Origin of the sequence: Stutzerimonas degradans (genome assembly GCF_024448505.1) — a bacterium.
GTDB classification, from domain to species: Bacteria; Pseudomonadota; Gammaproteobacteria; order Pseudomonadales; family Pseudomonadaceae; genus Stutzerimonas; species Stutzerimonas degradans.
On the sequence record NZ_JAMOHV010000005.1, the window covers coordinates 224,939 to 243,329 of the forward strand.

Consider the following 18,391-nt stretch of genomic DNA (forward strand, 5'->3'; position numbering starts at 1 on the left):
ATGAAAATTATCCGTCTCAGCGGAGTTATCGAGACGACCGGCCTTGCTCGATCAACAATCTACAAGCTCATCAGTGAGGACGGGTTTCCGAGGCCCGTCCCATTGGTAGGCCGTAGTGTTGGTTGGCTTGAGAGCGAGGTCCAGGAGTGGATTAAGAGCAGGATTGCAGCGCGAGATCTTAACCCTCGCCGATAACTTGATACCGGCGAGGTCGATGATATTTCGCCGTTATCTTTCAATCAGTCGGCGATTTAGTAATAGATTGTCTTACCTTCGAGCTGAGCCTCGCTTGTTTGTATCAGTAAGCTGCGCTCGACACAGAAGTTTTGCTCCGCCCAAATGAGCTGCGGTGGTGCAGTTATGGAGATTAGAAATGGAAGTACGTTACTGGGAAGGAGGCCTGCTGCGGCATGAGGTCGAAGCTATCGAGAGCATGCGTAAGGCCTTCAAGGGCGAGCCTGAACTAGAACAACCTGGTACGGTCGCTCCAACGGGTGGTAAGTCTCTGGCTCAGCAGCTCAGTAATCTGTCTCTGAAAGGCAAAGGGGCCGATCATCCTTCTGGTATGTGGCCCTGGAAGGGGTATGCAGGGTTTCGTTTTGCGGACTCGCGCGGAAAAGAAGGCGAGTTCGATCTCGTCGTTGTGACCCATAAAAACGTCATCATCGTCGAGCTAAAGCATTGGAATGGTGTTATCACCAGCCATGGTGGCAAGTGGTACCAGAATGGTGATGAGCGTGATCGCTCACCAATCTCGGTTACTCAGAATAAAGTCTTTCTACTCAAAAAAAAGCTCAATGCAGTTAGGCAGAAATTCCCGAAGGGGATTGTGCCAAATATAAAATTTTGTGTGGTCTTGAGCGGTAAGTGTACGTTTGATCAGCTACCTGACAATGAGCGCGAGCATGTAATGCATCTCGATGACTTCTTGAAGCTGGCCAACGAGCGTCAATTTAATAATAAGTTTCGCCCGCATCCCGAGGCGGCAGGTCTGAATCAATATTTTGATGTGTTTGATGAGCTGCTCAATCAGGGAAGTGTCAAGCCGAAGGAACTCATGGTTGATGGGTTTCGAGCGCAGGGGGAGCCGATTTTCAAGCATCCCGGGGAGGTTTATGTTGAGTACGAGGCTGCAAACGAAAATAACAAGGCCGATCGTGCTCTTTTACGTTTGTGGGACTTCAATAAGCTCGATGATGTAGATGCCAAAACCCCAGAGGGGCGCTTCAAGATTCTTTCCAGGGAGCGAGATGTTTTGGTCTATCTGGGGCAGCGGGATCATGAGCTGGCCAAGCGTTGTCTGCGCCCTATCAGAAACCCCTCCGTGCAGTCCGTCACTCAGGAGTTTTCTGAACTGTGCGAGCTTCCGGCAAGTCACTACCGGCTCAACGAGTTCATCAATCGGTATGCGCAGAACTTTGACGAGAGTGATCGGGTAAAGTTGGCCAAAAACTTGGTCGCGCAGTTCGCTGCCATGCACGGATTTAAGGTCGCTCACCGTGATTTGGGCGACCATAGCGTATGGTTCTCGCCATCCAGCGCCATTGCTTTGTCCAACTTCATTGCAGCCTATCATCAGCCAGCAGGGACGGTTGGACCGCGTCGTGACCAGCTGAGTATTGGCTCTATTGCTCTTCCAGAAGATCGTACTGATGAAGGGCACGGTGGTACGCCGTTCCATCGTGACGTTTTCGCGCTTGGACTCCTTTGCTGGCACTTGGCTCAAGCCAAGTCCTTACCTCTCAAGCTGAATGCCGATTACATCGATAGCATTCGGGATGACATCCTGGGTTCGGATACATGGTACGCAGGTGTTCTCGCCAAGGCGGTGGAACACAATCCATGCTCACGCTACGCCAACGCGGGTGAGCTGCTGGACGAGTTGAACCAGCTAACACCGGAAGATACAGCACAGTTTGCTTTCGATCAGTCACAACTTGAGCGTTTTTCCGCTTCAAGTGTCAGGATTTACAAAATTTACCCAGAGGATGAGGAAGTCATTGATACCCCTGAAAAGGAGGTCTATCGGTCGGGTGATTGCATTGTAAAACTATGGCCTACGATCCATGCAGATGCTCCACAGGGGGGGCAGGGGCCTTTATTGCTCAGTTTTTTTGAAAAGATCGAGTTGCTGAAAAAAAGTGGCTACGAGTTTTTACCAGGGATAGAGCAGTTTGGGTACGAGCGGAGCGGTACTCCTTTTCTAGTTCAACAGTTTGTTGATGGCCAACACTGGAACGAATTATCACCACTGAGTTCGCGGCGAGCCGAAGAGCTGATCCGTAAGTTGATTGCTGCAGTTGAGTGCCTGCATGAGCAGCAGTTGAGTCACGGAGATCTCCATCCTGGGAATATCAAAGTCGTAGTGCCGGTTGATTGCGAGCAGTCTGCTCAGATTTACCTACTTGACCTTCCAGATCTCGCGATTTCAGGAGACGAACCTTTCAATAATCGATACAGTCCACTCGCTGAAAGTTGCACACCTTTCGAGCGTGATAATTTTGCTGTTATGCGTATGGCGGTAGAGTTACTCGGTATGGACTGGGATCAGTCAGGGGAACATGATCTGGCTGAGCTGCGTAAGGCAATTGATGAGGAGTTACAGAGCGATTCAGGCTTCGTTGCGCTAGAGCGATTTAATGACGCTCTTAATCGCGAGTTCTGTCCGAAGCAAGTTAGGCAGATCATCTCAGTAGATGTTCGCGGAAATGACCCGCTCAATTACGCGATTTATCCTGACAATGGACGCCTTTTTGTCAGTGTCAAGCCTGATGCCAAGGATACTAAACAGGCTGTTGTTACTTTTAGTGGCGTGGGTGGAAGTTTTTCAGCTGCATATGAGAGGGCCTCGAAATCCTTTGTTAGGGGGTTTAAGCCCAGTCAGCAGGAGGCTGTGCCGCACTGGATCGAGCGTAACGCAGACTTTGAGATTGATGTCGAAATTAATGTTGCTGTTACAAAAATTAGCAGCCTTAAAGAGCTGTCAGCCTTTATGGGGAGTAATCTGGCGTTTGATGAGCTTGTTGCCAGTATTCTAGATGCTGCCCGTGCTTCCTCAGAAAACCAGGGGGACGAAGGTGCGCAAAACTCCACCGATTTGGCTGCTGACAGTGATACCCCAGAAGAGCATGTTCCAGAGATAAAAGTGAGGTCTATTCAGACTAGTAAAGTCTGGAAGGCTATTATGGATACAGAGGTCGAGGGGCTGCCAACACTTGAAGTGTCGGGTGAGCCTGTCTTTAATAAAGACAAAACTGGTCTCATGATTCCATATACAGCCAATGGGGAGATTTTAGAGTCGTTCGAGGTTGATGACAAAATTAATCTCATCAAGAAGGACGGTGAAAAGCAAATCAATATTGGTGAGGTAGATCTTCGCAAAAGCACAAAGTCTGCCCTGTGTTTAGTGTACTCAGGAAAAACCAGGGCTGCTATAAAGACTGATGATGTGCTCTATCTTCAAAGCAATAAGAACAGGTCCTCGCTGACTCGTCGTAAGCGGGCGATAGAGCGTATATTGGGCCGTCAATCAGTTGTAACAGGGTTGGTTGATTATTTTGACGAAGGCTGCAGTATAGTTCCTGAGCGATTTTCTGTGCCGCCAACTGAGGAAGGTTTCGCAGTCTACCAGCGAGAGACTTCAAGTGGGCAGATTGTTGGTTTAAACGATGCGCAGAAGGATGCTTTTTCAAAGTTGATAACAAACGGGCCAGTAGGTTTTTTGCAGGGGCCGCCCGGTACCGGTAAGACTGAGTTTATTGCCGCATTCTGCCACTACCTGATAAGTGAAGAGGGGGCTAGGAATATCCTTCTTGTTAGCCAGTCGCATGAGGCTGTAAATACTGCGGCAGAGCGCATTCGTGCCCACTGCCGCAGATTGAATACCGATCTCGATGTTGTGCGTTTCAGTAACCGCGAACAGGTAGTCTCAGATGAGTTGCAGGATGTCTATTCCAAGTCGATTGTTACCCAGCAACAATCGAGCTTTAGCGCTGAGCTAAAAAGGCGTTTGTCTCTGATGGCCCCCTCGCTTGGGGTTAGCGCCGGATTTATCGCGAGCCTGGTTGAGCTTGAGTCGAGGATTCACGGACTGGTCAAAAGCATTGAACGCCTGGATAAGGATCTGCAAGATGCTGGTGAGGGCACTCTCGAGTCCAAGCAATTGACCGCAAGCCTGAGTCGAATGCAGGAGGATCTGCTTGAGGCGCTTGCCAATGACTATGGTATCTCTGCAGCCCCAGAGTCTACTGCTCGGAATATGCTTGAGCAGGCCTATGCCAGTGTTACCGCCAGCCATGGTGTCAGGCCGCATGAATTTAAGCGATGCATGGATCTGATCAAGCTGTCTGAGGAGTTGCTGCAACGTATTGCCACTGATGGCGCTAATTACGATGAGTTTCTGATGCGCGCCAGAACACTGGTCTGCGGTACCTGTGTAGGCGTTGGTCTACCGCACTTGAAACTTGCTGAAAACCGGTTTGACTGGGTCATTATCGATGAGGCTGCACGTTCTTCACCCAGCGAGCTGGCGATTGCCATGCAGGTGGGAAGCCGAATTCTGTTGGTAGGGGATCATCGGCAGCTTCCCCCAACCTATGCAGACGAGCATCTCAAGGCCATCGCCCGTGATTTGGGACTGCATAGTCAGTCAGACGAGTTTCGGCGGATCATGCGTAGCGATTTCGAGCGCGCTTTTGAGTCTGCTTATGGCCGAGGTGTCAGTGCCACACTGAAGGTTCAGTACCGTATGCAACCACCGATCGGGGATCTAGTTTCGGAGGTTTTCTACGGTGGTGAGCTAATGACTGGTGCGCGGCCTGTGCCGGAATGCTTTTCGAATGCCCCAAATGTTATCGGTTCAATCGTAACTTGGCTGGATACGGGCGTTCTCGGGAAACAAGCTAATCACTCGGAGCAGCAAGGCAGTACGAGCTTGGTAAACCATGCAGAGGCAAACTCCATAATAAGGATGCTCAAAGATATCGAAAGCGACATGGAATTCAGCTCAGCATTAGTTGAGGAAATGACAGAAACTATGGAGCCTCCTATTGGGATCATCTGCATGTATTCTGAGCAGAAGAAATTGGTTCGTAAAAAATTTGCCGAGAAGACATGGTCGGAAGATTTCAAAAAATTGGTCAAGATTGACACTGTTGATAGTTACCAAGGAAAAGAAAATCGCATTGTCATTGTTTCTCTGACGCGATCCTCTGCAGACCTTGCTCCAGGATTCTTGCGGTTGCCGAATCGAATAAATGTGGCAATGTCCCGAGCCATGGATCGTTTGGTTATTGTCGGTGACATGAGTATGTGGGCAGGGCGGAACGCGGACCTGCCGTTGGGTAGGGTTGCCACTTATATTCAAGAGCGTCAGGATGGTGAGCGCTACAGGATCACGTCGGTAGTAAATGCAAAAGGAGCTGCATGATGGCTGGTGAAGCTTTGGTTTTGTTTGAAGTTGATATCTGTGTGCCAGCGCAGCAGTTCAGAATTGAGTATTCTCTGATTGAGAAGGGGGGGCTTCCATTCGTTTCTGAGTTCTTGCTGCGTTTGTTGAAAGTCTCTCCTTTGATGTCGGCTGATATAGCTAGATACTTCGGTTTCACTTCGAAAGAGTTGAGTACGGCACTGACACCCTTTTTCCAGAAGGGCGAGGTTTCTGTCCAGCCAGATGGGCGGATTGGTCTTTCAGAAAAAGGGCTTCGACTTTTCTCAGGAAATGAAGACTCTCCCAGCGTCAGGTCTAGGCATGAGTATCGGCGATCATTCACCTTTGACTTGCTAACGTTCTCCTACCTTGGAGGGAAGGTTTCATCTGCAAGTACAAAACGAGCAGTTCTCCTGGATGCAGGTGTTGAGGTAAGGGCTGTTTCACAGGAAAGGGCGGTCGGTGCATTTCAGAATAATTTGCACGAAATATTTCGTCGCGGTGATTTGACTGGACAGGATCAGCAAGATTCTGTCCCGGAGTTGTACAAGATAAGCGACGTGAGGAAGAGCTCAGATGTGTGTTTTCTTGTTGAAGAGGCGTTGTGCCTTGATGCTGATAGTCTCGATTTAAGTTTTGAGGTGAAAAAGGGAATAGCCGAGGAAGAAGAGTATTTTGAGCGCCGTGCAGCTATGCTGCATAGCCTTAATGGGCGCGACAATGTTGATGATGTTGTTCGATTGGCAGATAGGTTAGGCGATTCAGAAACGATTGATACTCTTTCGAGTGGATGGATGGATTTCAGAGGGGTTGCTCAACGTGCATTGTCGTTTGGTTTGGATGAGCGCCGTGGCGATGTAAGAATCTATGGCTCTTTACAGCTGAATAGAAATTGGGATCAGGTGTGCTCCCTATTGAAAAAGCACCATGAGAAAACTTCTGATTCTGAGCGTGAGGTTGCCACAAGACTTACCTGGCTCGCGCCATGCTCCCATGGGTTGTGGGGTAAAAGCTCTCGCCATGGTCAAGCTTTAAGTAAGTTCGTTGAGTTTGCGGGTTTGAAAAGCAAGCGAAACGACAGGCATGCTTTTGAGGTGGAGATTCTGATTCCCCTGTCGTCTAGCAAAGATTGGCAGTCGAAAAAGGCTGCTAATAACGATTGCGCAGAAGCGAAAGAGTATTTGCACGGTTTTGTTGAGTCTGAAACCTTGGCGCCTCTAGAGGTCTTTATGCTGAGCGGCTGCTTTGCAGTAGTTATCTATCATCTTGTGGTGCCTGACCGTTACCCTGTGCCAATTCCGTTTGGATATATCACTGAGGATCCAGCTCGCGTGAGGAATGTTGAGGGGCTAGTTAGGTCTATTCTTGATGAGTACAGTTCTGAAAATAAGCCAAGATACTTGGGGAGGTTGGCTGACCTGAACGGCAACAAGTAGAGGTGCTTTATTCGTCCCCGATGCTTAGGGAAATCCTGAAGAAGACTTCCCGTTTCTGGTGAAATAGCCGATCCCGTTGCCTGAGTTTCCCGATGAAGCAAATGACCTTTGCAGACGCCGAGTACGCCGGCAAGCGCAAGCAGACCCGTAACGAGTTGTTCCTGATCGAGATGGATCAGGTGGTGCCGTGGAGGGGTTTGGTTGCCCTGATCGAGCCGCACTACCCCAAGGGTGAAGGGGCCGTCCAGCGTATCCGCTGATGGCGATGCTGCGTGTACATCTGATGCAGAACTGGTTCGGCTACAGCGATCCGGCGATGGAGGAGGCGCTGTACGAGACCACGTTCTTACGCCAGTTTGCCGGGCTGAACCTGGAGCGTATTCCCGACGAAACCACCATCCTCAACTTCCGTCGCTTGCTGGAGAAACATGAGCTGGCAGCCGGCATCCTCGGCGTAATCAATGGCTACCTGGGGGATCGCGGCCTGTCGCTGCGCCAGGGCACTATCGTCGATGCCACGCTGATCCATGCACCCAGTTCGACCAAGAACCAGGACGGCAAGCGCGACCCGGAGATGCACCAGACCAAGAAGGGCAACCAGTACTACTTCGGCATGAAGGCCCACATCGGTGTGGATGACGAGTCGGGGCTGGTGCACAGCGTGGCGGGCGCGCCGGACAGCGTGGCCTGTGCTGACGCGGGATACATTGGAGTGGAGAAGCGCCCCGAGGGTGAAGGGCGCGAGGTCATCTGGCAGATCGCAGCCCCGAGCAGCAGCTACACGCATTTGAGCAAACGCAGTGCCCTTTACAAGGCCGAGCGCAAGATCAAGAACAGCCAAGGCGCAGACACGATCCAAAGTCGAGCATCCGTTCAGGGTGATTAAGCAGCAGCACCTGCGACACCGTCTGTCGCCTGCTTCGATTAGCTTGACTGCACCAATTGGTTACGAGCGTTCGAGATGCCAAGACAACCCCACCCCTTTACCTTCATGTGCACCCGTTGCTCCTGGACAAAAACTACTATCCCGCTAAGTGATGCGCTTGTCATAGGGCGCGACTGGTTCACCCAGTGTCCTAAGTGTGGAAGCGAGTCGCTGAAGCACGTACCTGCTTCGCAGCGGGAGATACTAAAGGCCCGGCTCGAGCAGTTCTTCCGGTTGCATTCGTGAAGTGAGGGTGGCTGAGCGCCTGCTGAGGTTGCGTTTAGCTCTTCTCGGGCTTGCTTCGCCCGGTATGGCGTTACAGCGCAACCAACGAGGCGTGCTGGAGCTGGCCCCCCACGGCGTATGAGCTCGAGACTTGATGCGTTTCCTTAGCTGCTGCACTTGTGTGATGGCGCTGTGATATCGGGGCTTGATACGATTGCTATTATTTGACGCTGCGATTCTGGCGCGCAAGCAGACCTTAAGGATTTCTATGTCTGAAGCGAAGGATACGCTACTCCGGCTTTTCGCTCTGCTACGGTTGATTCCAACCGAGCCTCGACGGATTGCTACGCCTACCTTGTTAGAGAAATTAAGGGACCGTGGCTTCTCTGTCACGCTCCGGTCAATTCAGCGCGACCTGCATCGACTCTCTACACCGTTCTCTCTGCAATGCGACGACAGCGAGACGCCTTTTCGCTGGAGCTTCACTCGCAATGCGCCGCTGAACCTCTTGGAGATGGATACGCCAACCGCATTGGCGCTTTATTTGTCCGAAAGCCATCTTGCGACGCTTCTTCCCCAAGGTGTGATTGATCAGTTGCGCCCGCAGTTTCACAGAGCACGCAACTACCTCGACGGTCTGGGTCGGAACGGTCTGGCGGACTGGGCGCGTCGTGTACGGGCATTGCCCAACGGCAAAACGCTGTTGCCGGCACAGCTGGTACCTGGCGTATGGGGAATCGTGTCTGAGGCGCTATTGACGCAGAGACAGCTTCAAATTGGCTATTGCAGCCGCAGCAAGGAGGCGCTGACGAGTCTCCGAATATATCCAGCAGGCCTAGTTTCCCGTCACTCTATCAGCTACCTGCTGGGTTCCGTCGAGGGCTACGGTGATCTCCGCCAATTTGCGCTTCACCGTATTCACCAAGCCGAAATCCTCAACCTCGCTGCCGATCGTCATCAAGACTTCGATGTTGACCGATACATCGCGAGTGGCGTTTTCAATTTACGCGAGGGCGATGAGCAGGTCGAACTCATTGCCGATGTCCACCCTCAGCTCGCCGCCCTGCTGAGAGAGACGCCGTTGAGCTGTGAGCAAACTATTAGCGTGCGCTCCGGTAGTGATTGGCCACGGCTCGTCGCACATGTGCCACTGGATAGGGAAACGCTTTGGTGGATTTTCGGGCTGAACGACCAGATTCACGTACATGCGCCCCAAGTCTGGGTGGACGAAATAAGGCAGCGACTTGAGTCTCTGCGCAAGATGTACCGAACGACCGAAAGCGGGACCGATACGCCGCTGCGTTAGGTTTTGCTGCGGAAAGACTTGAACTGATCTACAAGTCTCAAGAACGAGCGAAACATGCCGAATCTTGAGTCTGAAAGCATTTTTCGAGGCCGCTTCAGCTCTTCTTTCCAAGGCTGATCGACTTTTTGTACAGAGCCTAGAGCACCCTAATCGCCCGGCTAGACCGCTGCGCAATTTAATTAGAGAGCATGATAATGACCAGCACCGCCGAAAATTTCAGCCGCTTATATAGCGATGTGTCCCAGAGCATAGCCAATGCCATGGCGGACATTGCTGAGCTAAAGGTGGACCATAAAGACGGCCAGCAACAACTGAGCAACATGATGCTCAGACTTCGTGGAATACAGGAAGGGTTCGATCAGGAATTGGAGTTTCTTGAAGAGCATGCTGAATGGGACAGATTCACCATGGCGTTCTTTGGTGAAACAAACGCGGGCAAGAGCACGATCATCGAATCGCTTCGGATCCTGTTCAAGGAGGAGTCACGCCGGAAGCTTTTGGAGGAGAACGATCAAAACCTCGCTTCCTTCGAGTGCGCGCTGCTTGAACACATTGAAAGGGTGCGTGCCGGACTGAACAAAGTTTACGCCGAGCACGCCGCCGAGATTGCATCCATTCGCGAGAGCACAAGGCAGCTTTCCGCGATTGTTCAAGATGAGGCGGAGGCTCGCCTGAAGATTGCTCGGGAAGATATGAGCGCAAGAGTCAGGCGAATGCTGGCGCTCGCTGCGGCGGCAGGTCTCGCAGCTGGAGCAGGCGCTTATGCAATCTTCAGCATGCTGATCGGGGGTTGAGATGGGGCGTCCTGAGGAGTTCGGCGATCTGTTCGATGCCGCTACGCGCAATACTCCGGTTCCGGCACCTGTGCCCGAAAGCCCGAAGCAAATAGTGTTAAAAGCCGCTTCACCGGTGCTACGGCCATTGCTCAATGATGACCTTCCCAGGCTGACGCAGCTGCTGGTCGAGTTCGAACGGCACAGGCAATCGGCACGTCGGGTAGATGGCTCTATCATCGGAACCGGTGAAGCCGATTTCACCAAGGGCAATACGACGTACACCCTCAACTACAGGGATAAGACCTTTCTGCTTGTCGATGTTCCGGGGATTGAGGGTGATGAGGCGCGGTACGTTGACGAGGTTCGCAAGGCGATTGCCAGGGCGCATCTGGTTTTCTACGTCAACGGAACGCACAAAAAACCGGAAAGGGCCACGGCAGAAAAGATCCGCTCGTATCTACGTCGCGGTACGAAAGTCTGCCCCCTATTCAATGTGCGCGGCAGTGCCGATGCGTATGAATTCGAGGAGGATCGTCTTTCACTGGCGCAGCAGGGTGGAGCTGGCGCTGCGTTGGAGCAGACGGTTGAAGTACTGGAGTCGGTGTTAGGAACAGAGGTTCTGCTGTCGGGCCATTGCGTACAGGGTTTGCTGGCCTTCTCTTCGCTGGCCTACGACGCGAAGACGGCCAGTACAACCATTGATCCCACCCGTAATCGTGACCTAGTCATTCAGCAGCGCAATTACCTGAAGTACTTCGGTTCGACGAGGCAAATGTATGAATTCAGCCAGATAAAGGCTGTCGCTCAAGTCCTGCATAGCAGAATCGATACGTTTAGAGACGACATTGTCGAAAGCAACAAAATCAAGGTGAGAGAGTTGCTTGCCGAGAACTTGACCGTTCTCCATGAATGCCTGAATGGGCATCGGGCCTTCATGCTCAGCATTGAGCCCGAGTTCGAAAAATGCCGCTCTGCCTTTGATGAATCGCTCAAGAGCTTCAAGCGACTGGTCTATGCCGGCCGAAAAACTATGTGGATTGGGCTGTTTAACGATCTGATTGATAGGTCTGACGAAATTGTCGCCGAGCACTTCGGTGAGGGTGAGCGTATCCAGGATGAGATCGGTCGAGCCTACAGGAAACTCCAGAAGGATGCTGCCAAGGGGGTGGAAAAAAATCTGGTTGAAAATGTTGAGCAGTTGCAGCAACTGCTTCAGCAGGCAATGACACGTTTGATTGAGGATGTTCAACGTGTTGAGTTTCAACAACGTGTGGATCTTAAGGCGGGCCACAAGTGGGCACTAGAGAGCAAAGACGACTTGGGTTGGGGACTCGGGCTCCTTGATTTTGGTTCGATGGCCTTTCAGATCGGCAGCTATGCGATGGCCGGTTTCGGTATTGGTAGCGCTTTTCCGGGAGTAGGCAATGCAATCGGGGCGGCAGTAGGTGCGGCGATTGGACTGCTCATGAGTCTGGTGAGCTTGTTTGGCGGCAAGGACAAACGCATCAGAAAGGCCCAGTCGCAGGTGAGAGAAAAGATTGAGGAAGTTCAGGACGAAGTCCTGCAGGGGCTAGAAAAGGAGGTTGAAAGTCTCGTAGTCACAATCGAAGGCGCCTTCTACAAGGACATGCTTTCCCAGGTAGATGATCTGTATGACAGCTTGCGTCGGCCAGAGAAGATACTCGAAAAACAGATCGCGATGATGACAAAGTTAAAAGAAAACTTAGAGAAGATGCCATATGGAACAATTCAAGCAGTTCAATATTGAAAAGCAGGCTGCCATCGATACGCTCGAAAATCTCCGCGAAGTCGTGGTTGAGCTTGGCAAGGTTGGCATCGATGTAGACGACGATCTTCAAAAGATTGCTTCGGCCCTGCAGTCTGTTCGGTCCGATGTGCTCCGAGTTGCATTGCTCGGGGCGTTTTCCGATGGGAAAACCAGCGTCATCGCCGCTTGGCTTGGGAAGGTGATGGATGACATGAAAATCGACATGGATGAGTCTTCCGACCGCCTGGCGATTTATAAGCCCGAGGGTTTGCCGGACAAGTGTGAGATCGTCGATACACCCGGTCTCTTTGGCGATAAGGAAAAGAATATTGATGGGGAGCAGGTGATGTATGAGGACGTCACCAAACGTTACATATCCGAGGCTCACCTTGTTCTGTACGTGGTGGATGCGACCAATCCTTTGAAGGACAGTCACACCGATATAGTCAGGTGGGTACTGCGCGACCTCAACAAGCTGACCTCGACCGTGTTCGTGATTAACAAGATGGACGAGGTTACGGATCTCACCGAGCAGGCTCTGTTCCAGGAACAGGCCGTCATAAAAAAAGACAACCTCAAGGCGAAGCTGCAGAGAGCTGCGAACCTCAGTCCTGACGAGATGGCTCGCCTAAACATCTGTTGCATTGCCTCCAACCCAAATGGCCGCGGCCTGAATTTCTGGTTCGGTAAGCCCGAGCAGTATGAAAGTCGTTCCCGAATAAACGATCTCAAGGCTGTGACCGGTCAGATTCTTAAAACGAACGTGCCCGAAGTGCTTATTGCTAAGACGGGACTGGACGTCGTCAGGGATCTGGTGGGCCAGAGAGTGGCCTATGCAGAAGGTCAGTTGATGGAGTTGGAGGTTTTTGCTAAGCAGAATGAACAGGAGTCTGCTCGCATCAGGGACGATATCAGCCAAGGAAGACGCGAGGTAAAGCGTTTGGCCGGAGAAGCCTTCAACGAGCTTCGGGGGCTCGAAAGTCGTTTGCTAGGGCGGCTGCGACCGCTGGCGCTCGAGGATATTCGGGGCTTTCTCGACGACGAGATTGGTTATTCTGAACAAGGCGCAGGGTACATATTGCATGGTCAAATCAAGACCGTGATCGACAGGTTCTTCGACATGTCGTCTGCTGTGACCAGCCGCCTTTCGCGGGATATTGGAAGCCAGCTCAACTCAAGCGAGAGCTTTGTCAGCTCCATGGGGCAGGGCGCACTCAAATCATTGGGCGGAGCCGCAAAGAGCCTTGCAGGCGTAAGCCCTGAGGCTATCAAGGCCACCATATTTGTCGCACGCGACACACTCGGCAAGCTGACGGGTTACGTCTATAAATTCAAGCCGTGGGAAGCAACAAAGCTAGCGGGGAATATCTCCAAGTGGGCGGGGCCGGCGGGCGCGGCCTTTACGCTTGGGGCAGATCTTTACGGAGCCTATAAGGAGCGTGAACTAGAGCAAGAGCTTTTGCAGACAAAGGCTTCGATTGCCGAACTAATCAAGGATGCTTTCAAAGACATATATGATGTGCTTGGTAACGATGAGCGAGTGTTTGAATTCTTCGCTCCACAGATCAAACAGTTCGAGAAAATCGTCGCGGAAATAGACGGAAAGAGCGATGAAATACGGGCCAGCAGGGAGAGAGTCAGGCTTGTTCAGCAGAAACTCAAGGCCCTGGAGCTTCCGGGGACCGTCGCGAGACCTGCTCTAGCTTCCGTATAGTGTCGGTGCCGATATGGCCCGTGGCTGGGTCGTATCGGTTATCCAGTCATGCTAGGCCGACCTATCTTCTGCATCGGCGGCCAGTATGCCTCGGTTTCGAAAATACGCATGGGTGCCGTCTGCACGCTTTATCACGCCCACGTAATGCGAACGCGCAAAAAAAAGATGCCGCGGTTAGCGTGAGCAACCGAGCGGCTGCTCACGCTAGTTCATCCAGAATTCCGAATCGCTGTTGGGCTGGCACACGACCGACCCAAGGTACTGCCGGAAGCGCCGTATTGGATTCGGTTGCTCTTATAAGCAGCCCTGTTCCGCAAGCGACACGCAGCCTTCCTGGCTGACGACGACGTGATCCAAAGTTCGCACCCCGACCAGACTCAGCGCTTCCTTTAGATTGATGGTCAGCGCGCGATCCGCCTGGCTAGGTTCGGGATCGCCGGAAGGATGGTTGTGAACCAGGATCATGGCAGCAGCGTTGTGCTCCAGAGCAATCTTGACGACTTCCCTGGGGTAGACGCTTGCACCATCCAAGGTGCCCCTGAACAGCTCGTGGAAGGCAATGACCCGGTGCTTGCTGTCCAGCATCAGCAGAGCGAAGACTTCGTATTCATAGGCCTCCAGCAAGGCCTGCAGGTGGCTGAATACATCCCGTGGCGCGGTCAGTTGTCGTCCCCGGCGCAGGCGTAAGCTGGCCAGCTGTTTGGCCATCAGCAGGATGTCGGCTTCGGTGACCGGCGATTCGATCAGGTAGGTGCCAGCGGTCTCGCCGGCCTTGATTTTGTGCAGTCTCATCATCAGCTCCTTTGGCAGGGTGGTCAGCTCAGGCATTCAGGGATTGGTGCTGGGCTTCTAGCTTTTCAGCCAGGCTGGGCTTGCCCGAGGGGTGAGTGGTGGATCTAGAGCGGTGCTCATCGCTGCTGCTTTCAGCGGGGAAGAACTCCTCGACGATGGCGCCGACGTCTTCCTCGCTGTCCTCGAAGGCGCCGTTGCCGAAACCGCGCTTTGCCGCTTCGTCTAGCGCGTTCTGATCGAAACCCGCCGCTTGCCGCTGTTCATCGAGCTCACCGGCCAAGCGCAGCGCCTCAGTCATGTCCATGCAGCTGCGTACTGTCAGGTCGGTGTAGAAGATCGGCGTGCCGTGGCTCTGGCGAGTGGACTTGCCGCGTAGTCGCAGCTCTAACGGCAGGCAAGCCAAGCGGTTGCCGGAGATGGCCTGGAAGTAGTGAAGGCGAGCGGCCAGGGTGCGGATACTGTTGAAGCCGGTGGTGCGGAACACAAAGCTGCCCAGCGGATCCTCGTCGCCAATGACCACGTTCAGCCGGCCATACGGCTTGCAGGCACCGCCTTTAGCCAGCGAGCAGGCATCCGGTGAAGGGCAGGGCAGTACCTGCATGCCGTCCTGGTTAACCCGCTTGCAGGTCTCGCCATTGCCTACGCAAACGGGGCGACCCGATTGCCGGTCAAAAAGTGTGTAATCCGCTCGGAAATTCAGCTCCGGTTCATTGAACAAAAGACGTACCGGAATGCTGCGCAGCTTGTCGTCTTTACCTTGGCGCAGCTCATCATTGAGCGGATGCACTAGCCAACCGTCGCGGCTCTGTACCTGGGAAGTGATGGTGAATTGATCGTCCTTTTCCGGCAGGCGCTTGCCGTTCTTTTCGATGACCTTGCCGATGGAAATCCGCCCGAGCACCGGCGGAGTAATAGCCAGACCTTTGAGCATGGTGGTTCTCCTGGAAATGAAAAAAGGCCAGCCACACAGCGCGAACTGCATGGGCTGGCCTAGGGGGGGGGTGATGAAGAGGTTGAAATTAGCCGACCAAGAAACGCCGTGCGCCGGGTTTGATCAGCGAATATTTGGCTTTTAGGTGCGGTCTCTCCTTGAGTAGCCGGGCCACGTCGAAGCCGATGCTGTCTTTGGCTTTACGCCAACTGATGTATCCGCCGGTGAAATCAGCCCGACCCGCTTCGCCCATGGCCTGTTGCAGCATCTGCTTGAGCTGGGCTTCACGCTTTTCCTTATCGGCAATCGCTTGGCGCAGTGCTTTGAGCTCAATGTAAGCCGCTGACAATCCAGCATGACCGCTGAAATCAACGGTCTCGCCTGAATCCGTTGGAAACAGGCAGCGTAGAGCGGTCTCGGCCGAAGCTGAACCGTCAGCGGGTGGTGGGGTATCCGTTTCCACGTACTGCCAGAAACGGTGTTCGAGCTCGATCAGGCGAGCAATCATCTGCTCATCTCGCTCAATGCGATGAATCTCCAGGTGTTGCCCACCGAGCACAACCGCCACATCGGCAGCCTGCTTGCCTGTAACGGCGAGCTGGTGCATCACCTGCAACTGCACATATTCCGGCACGCCCTCTTTCCAGAGGCGTGCCCCGTTTATGCCGGCTGTCTTGCATTCGAGGATCTGCACGTCGTCGGCACCGATAACCTCTCGGTCTATATTGGCCAGCATCCAGGACAGCTCCGGATCAGGGTGCTGCAGTACGGCATTGACGCGGCGGACCTTGTTTTTGGTGCGCTTACTGTAGTGCCACGCCACAATGGGTTCCAAGACGTTGCCCCAGTACATTGGGCTGTCCTCATCATCAGGATCGGTTTTTGGCAGTCCGGTATCGCGTCCGGTCTTTTCCAGCCACAGCTCCAGCTGCGACTTGTAGGGGTTGAGGCCGACGGCTGCAGCTGCATCGGAACTGCCGATGCCTTGCTTGCGGATCTGCAGCCAGTCTTCGCGAGGCAATTCCTTGGTGCTGATCAGGCGTAGAGCTGGTCGGGAGTTGCTGGGGCTGCGGTTCAATGAAATGGCTGACATCATGCTTCTCCTGCAGACATAAAAACGCCCAGCCAGCGTGAAGCTGACCGGGCGATACGGTTGAGATGGGGCGGGTTAGGCAGTGAGTTGCAGGGCTGCATCCAGGGCGCGTTGCTTGATCTGTGCGCCTTGGCCAAACCAAGCAGAATCCAGCCGGTATTCGGTGCTGCGTGCACGCCGCTCGTGATCTACGTATTCGGTCACGGCATTGAGCAAACCCCATGCAGTGCCTTTGGCCGACTCCAGCTGACTGCCCCGGCCACGGCCTTCGAACAGCTCCTGAACCTTGCGCAGGGCGCGCTCGTTGGGCAGCTGTTCAGGAAGCTGGCTGGTCGGACTGACCTCGCACATGACGTTAATAAAGAAGCCCATTGCCTCATGCCACTGCACCTTGCGCTCAGCCAGATGGCGCATGCGGTACATGAAGTCGTCCCATTGCGAGACGGCTATACCGAGCTGCTTCTTTACCATATTCGGATCGAAGCGAGTGTTGTGCGGCACTTTGATCGCTCGGCTGGTGCTGTCCAGGGCGATGGTCAGGGTGTTGTTGCACACCACGCGAACAGTGGTCGGCGTTGCGGTGGTGGCCAAGGTACCGTCGCACGACGTAGCCAAAAGCAGATAGCCGTTGACCTGGTCGTTACGCTTGATCGCCGTGCCTTGCCCAGTGCGTGCAAGCGCCCAGAACTTGCGCCCACCCTTGAGCACACCAGCGGTTTCCAGCTCGTAGCCGGAGACCTCGGTGAGATCCCGGTAGAACTCCAGTACCTCGCGTGGCTGCACTGTTTGATAACGATTGGAGACCACCGAAAGCGGAGCCTTAGTATCTGAACGGTAGAGCACCTTCTGTTCCGGAAAGGAATGGATCGTGCCCAAGTGACCGATGGCATCCGATTTGAAGTGCACAGGGCTTTCCAGGATTTGCCAGTCCATGCCGGCTTCACGTTGCCAGATTTCAATAGGTTGTTTCTGCGGCAGGTTGTTGCCTAGGCCGTGCCAAGGGGTGGCGCCAGCGTAGGCCATGGCTTCGACGAGATGAGCCATTGCAGTACTCCTTTATGGTTTATACGTCATAACGTTTCATTGATTGGTAAAGGGAGTCAGCGATCACTTTGTGTAAAAGCAGTGCCGCAGTGGTGACACTCATAATTGTCGAGTACGTGAGAATCGATCTCCTCACCCATCTTGGCTCCGGCAAGGCCCCCGGCAGTTCCACCTGCCAGGCCACCTAGAATCGCGCCCGCTAGGCTTCCCAGCGTCATCCCTACTGGACCAGCGAAAGCCCCAATAAGAGCGCCGCTTTTTGCACCGGCCATAGCGCCGGCTGCTCCGCTCGCTGTACCGCCAACGGCACCGACAGCACCGCCGATCTTGCGACCATGATTGCGAGCCACGACTCGAAGAGAACCGCAGGAAGGACAGCAAATACTCATCATTCAGACTCCTGTTCAAAAGAAGATACCCAAAGGTAGAAACGAGCCTTTCGTGCCCGTCTTCCTATGGGTAATACATCTCTTAAATCTTTTTGAATCAGGTTTGGCCTACAAAACTAGGAACTCACGGCTCTGAGGTTTGATGGCTATTCCAGCTATTAGTAGCTGGAATGCTGTTTACCCTTTTCAAAATTCATAACGTTAGGCAACGTTAGCTCATTTTTCTTTGGATCTAGATTCATGGCTTATAGGATCTGCGCAACCAATCAAAAGGAGAACGCAATTATGTCCAGCAAAAGATTAGAGCCATTGGTAATGCTTCGTCTTAGAGATGTTTTAAATCGAACAGGACTTTCAAGGTCAACTATTTACAACAAGCTAGATGCAAGTTCACCGCACTACGATGAGAAATTTCCAAGGCAGGTGCGTGTTGGGAGTGGGGCAGTACGATGGATAGAATCCGAAATAGATTTATGGATTGAGAAGTGCATAGTTTCATCAAGGGAAAACGGTGCGCAATAGATTGCTATTGGGGATGGGTAAGTAGGTCTAATGTCAACTGGA

The 18,391-nt window shown here is 53.0% G+C and carries 12 protein-coding genes and 1 pseudogene; 9 read left to right on the forward strand and 4 right to left on the reverse strand.

Going from position 1 to position 18,391, the window contains the following annotated elements:
• From NAV27_RS09670 to NAV27_RS09710, 8 genes and pseudogenes are all read left to right on the forward strand, one after another.
• Nucleotides 1-195, forward strand: coding sequence for a helix-turn-helix transcriptional regulator (locus tag NAV27_RS09670; RefSeq protein WP_102829211.1), 195 nt, complete (start codon nt 1-3; stop codon nt 193-195).
• A gap of 178 nt (nt 196-373) precedes the next feature.
• Nucleotides 374-5,428, forward strand: a complete 5,055-nt coding sequence (locus NAV27_RS09675; protein ID WP_102829210.1) for an AAA domain-containing protein — start codon at nt 374-376, stop codon at nt 5,426-5,428.
• Complete coding sequence (locus NAV27_RS09680; RefSeq protein ID WP_146029400.1) at nt 5,425-6,864, forward strand: hypothetical protein; 1,440 nt, start codon at nt 5,425-5,427, stop codon at nt 6,862-6,864. The genes NAV27_RS09675 and NAV27_RS09680 overlap by 4 nt, the downstream gene beginning before the upstream one ends.
• Before the next feature lie 92 nt (nt 6,865-6,956).
• A pseudogene (locus NAV27_RS09685) lies at nt 6,957-7,757 on the forward strand (IS5 family transposase); the annotation flags it as partial.
• A gap of 525 nt (nt 7,758-8,282) precedes the next feature.
• Complete coding sequence (locus NAV27_RS09695; protein ID WP_010794547.1) at nt 8,283-9,320, forward strand: helix-turn-helix transcriptional regulator; 1,038 nt, start codon at nt 8,283-8,285, stop codon at nt 9,318-9,320.
• 194 nt (nt 9,321-9,514) lie between these two features.
• Nucleotides 9,515-10,114: an OLD family protein gene (locus NAV27_RS09700; protein ID WP_003298470.1), complete on the forward strand. Its 600-nt coding sequence runs from the start codon at nt 9,515-9,517 to the stop codon at nt 10,112-10,114.
• A 1-nt stretch (nt 10,115) separates the two neighbouring features.
• Entirely contained in the window at nt 10,116-11,864 is a 1,749-nt protein-coding gene (locus NAV27_RS09705; protein ID WP_232249129.1) for a P-loop NTPase family protein, read from the forward strand.
• Entirely contained in the window at nt 11,836-13,578 is a 1,743-nt protein-coding gene (locus NAV27_RS09710) for a LeoA/HP0731 family dynamin-like GTPase (RefSeq protein WP_102829208.1), read from the forward strand. Before NAV27_RS09705 ends, NAV27_RS09710 begins: the two co-directional genes overlap by 29 nt.
• 294 nt (nt 13,579-13,872) lie before the next feature.
• Here NAV27_RS09710 and radC read toward each other — a convergent pair whose 3' ends face one another.
• The 4 genes from radC to NAV27_RS09730 all read right to left on the reverse strand — a co-directional run bounded on the left by radC (nt 13,873) and on the right by NAV27_RS09730 (nt 17,438).
• The gene (gene radC / locus NAV27_RS09715; protein WP_102829347.1) at nt 13,873-14,370 is read right to left on the reverse strand and encodes a RadC family protein; all 498 of its coding nucleotides are present in this window, start codon (nt 14,368-14,370) and stop codon (nt 13,873-13,875) included.
• Nucleotides 14,371-14,398: 28 nt separating this feature from the next.
• Nucleotides 14,399-15,301, reverse strand: a complete 903-nt coding sequence (locus NAV27_RS09720; protein ID WP_102829207.1) for a recombination directionality factor — start codon at nt 15,299-15,301, stop codon at nt 14,399-14,401.
• Between the two features lie 88 nt (nt 15,302-15,389).
• On the reverse strand, nt 15,390-16,394 hold the full coding sequence (locus NAV27_RS09725) for a YqaJ viral recombinase family nuclease (protein WP_102829206.1): 1,005 nt from the start codon (nt 16,392-16,394) through the stop codon (nt 15,390-15,392).
• Between the two features lie 75 nt (nt 16,395-16,469).
• Complete coding sequence (locus tag NAV27_RS09730; protein WP_102829205.1) at nt 16,470-17,438, reverse strand: DUF932 domain-containing protein; 969 nt, start codon at nt 17,436-17,438, stop codon at nt 16,470-16,472.
• Between the two features lie 704 nt (nt 17,439-18,142).
• Between NAV27_RS09730 and NAV27_RS09740 the strand changes: the two genes are divergently transcribed.
• A complete protein-coding gene (locus NAV27_RS09740; protein ID WP_003298461.1) occupies nt 18,143-18,349 on the forward strand; it encodes a helix-turn-helix transcriptional regulator in 207 nt (68 codons plus the stop codon).
• Nucleotides 18,350-18,391: the final 42 nt, after the last annotated feature.

What these genes read in the sequence shown, in the direction of transcription:
- NAV27_RS09670 (WP_102829211.1), top strand. Translation starts at nt 1, where the DNA reads ATGAAAATTATCCGTCTCAGCGGAGTTATCGAGACGACCGGCCTTGCT.
- NAV27_RS09675 (WP_102829210.1), top strand. Translation starts at nt 374, where the DNA reads ATGGAAGTACGTTACTGGGAAGGAGGCCTGCTGCGGCATGAGGTCGAA.
- NAV27_RS09680 (WP_146029400.1), top strand. Translation starts at nt 5,425, where the DNA reads ATGATGGCTGGTGAAGCTTTGGTTTTGTTTGAAGTTGATATCTGTGTG.
- NAV27_RS09695 (WP_010794547.1), top strand. Translation starts at nt 8,283, where the DNA reads ATGTCTGAAGCGAAGGATACGCTACTCCGGCTTTTCGCTCTGCTACGG.
- NAV27_RS09700 (WP_003298470.1), top strand. Translation starts at nt 9,515, where the DNA reads ATGACCAGCACCGCCGAAAATTTCAGCCGCTTATATAGCGATGTGTCC.
- NAV27_RS09705 (WP_232249129.1), top strand. Translation starts at nt 10,116, where the DNA reads ATGGGGCGTCCTGAGGAGTTCGGCGATCTGTTCGATGCCGCTACGCGC.
- NAV27_RS09710 (WP_102829208.1), top strand. Translation starts at nt 11,836, where the DNA reads ATGGAACAATTCAAGCAGTTCAATATTGAAAAGCAGGCTGCCATCGAT.
- radC (WP_102829347.1), bottom strand. Translation starts at nt 14,370, where the DNA reads ATGAGACTGCACAAAATCAAGGCCGGCGAGACCGCTGGCACCTACCTG.
- NAV27_RS09720 (WP_102829207.1), bottom strand. Translation starts at nt 15,301, where the DNA reads ATGCTCAAAGGTCTGGCTATTACTCCGCCGGTGCTCGGGCGGATTTCC.
- NAV27_RS09725 (WP_102829206.1), bottom strand. Translation starts at nt 16,394, where the DNA reads ATGTCAGCCATTTCATTGAACCGCAGCCCCAGCAACTCCCGACCAGCT.
- NAV27_RS09730 (WP_102829205.1), bottom strand. Translation starts at nt 17,438, where the DNA reads ATGGCTCATCTCGTCGAAGCCATGGCCTACGCTGGCGCCACCCCTTGG.
- NAV27_RS09740 (WP_003298461.1), top strand. Translation starts at nt 18,143, where the DNA reads ATGCTTCGTCTTAGAGATGTTTTAAATCGAACAGGACTTTCAAGGTCA.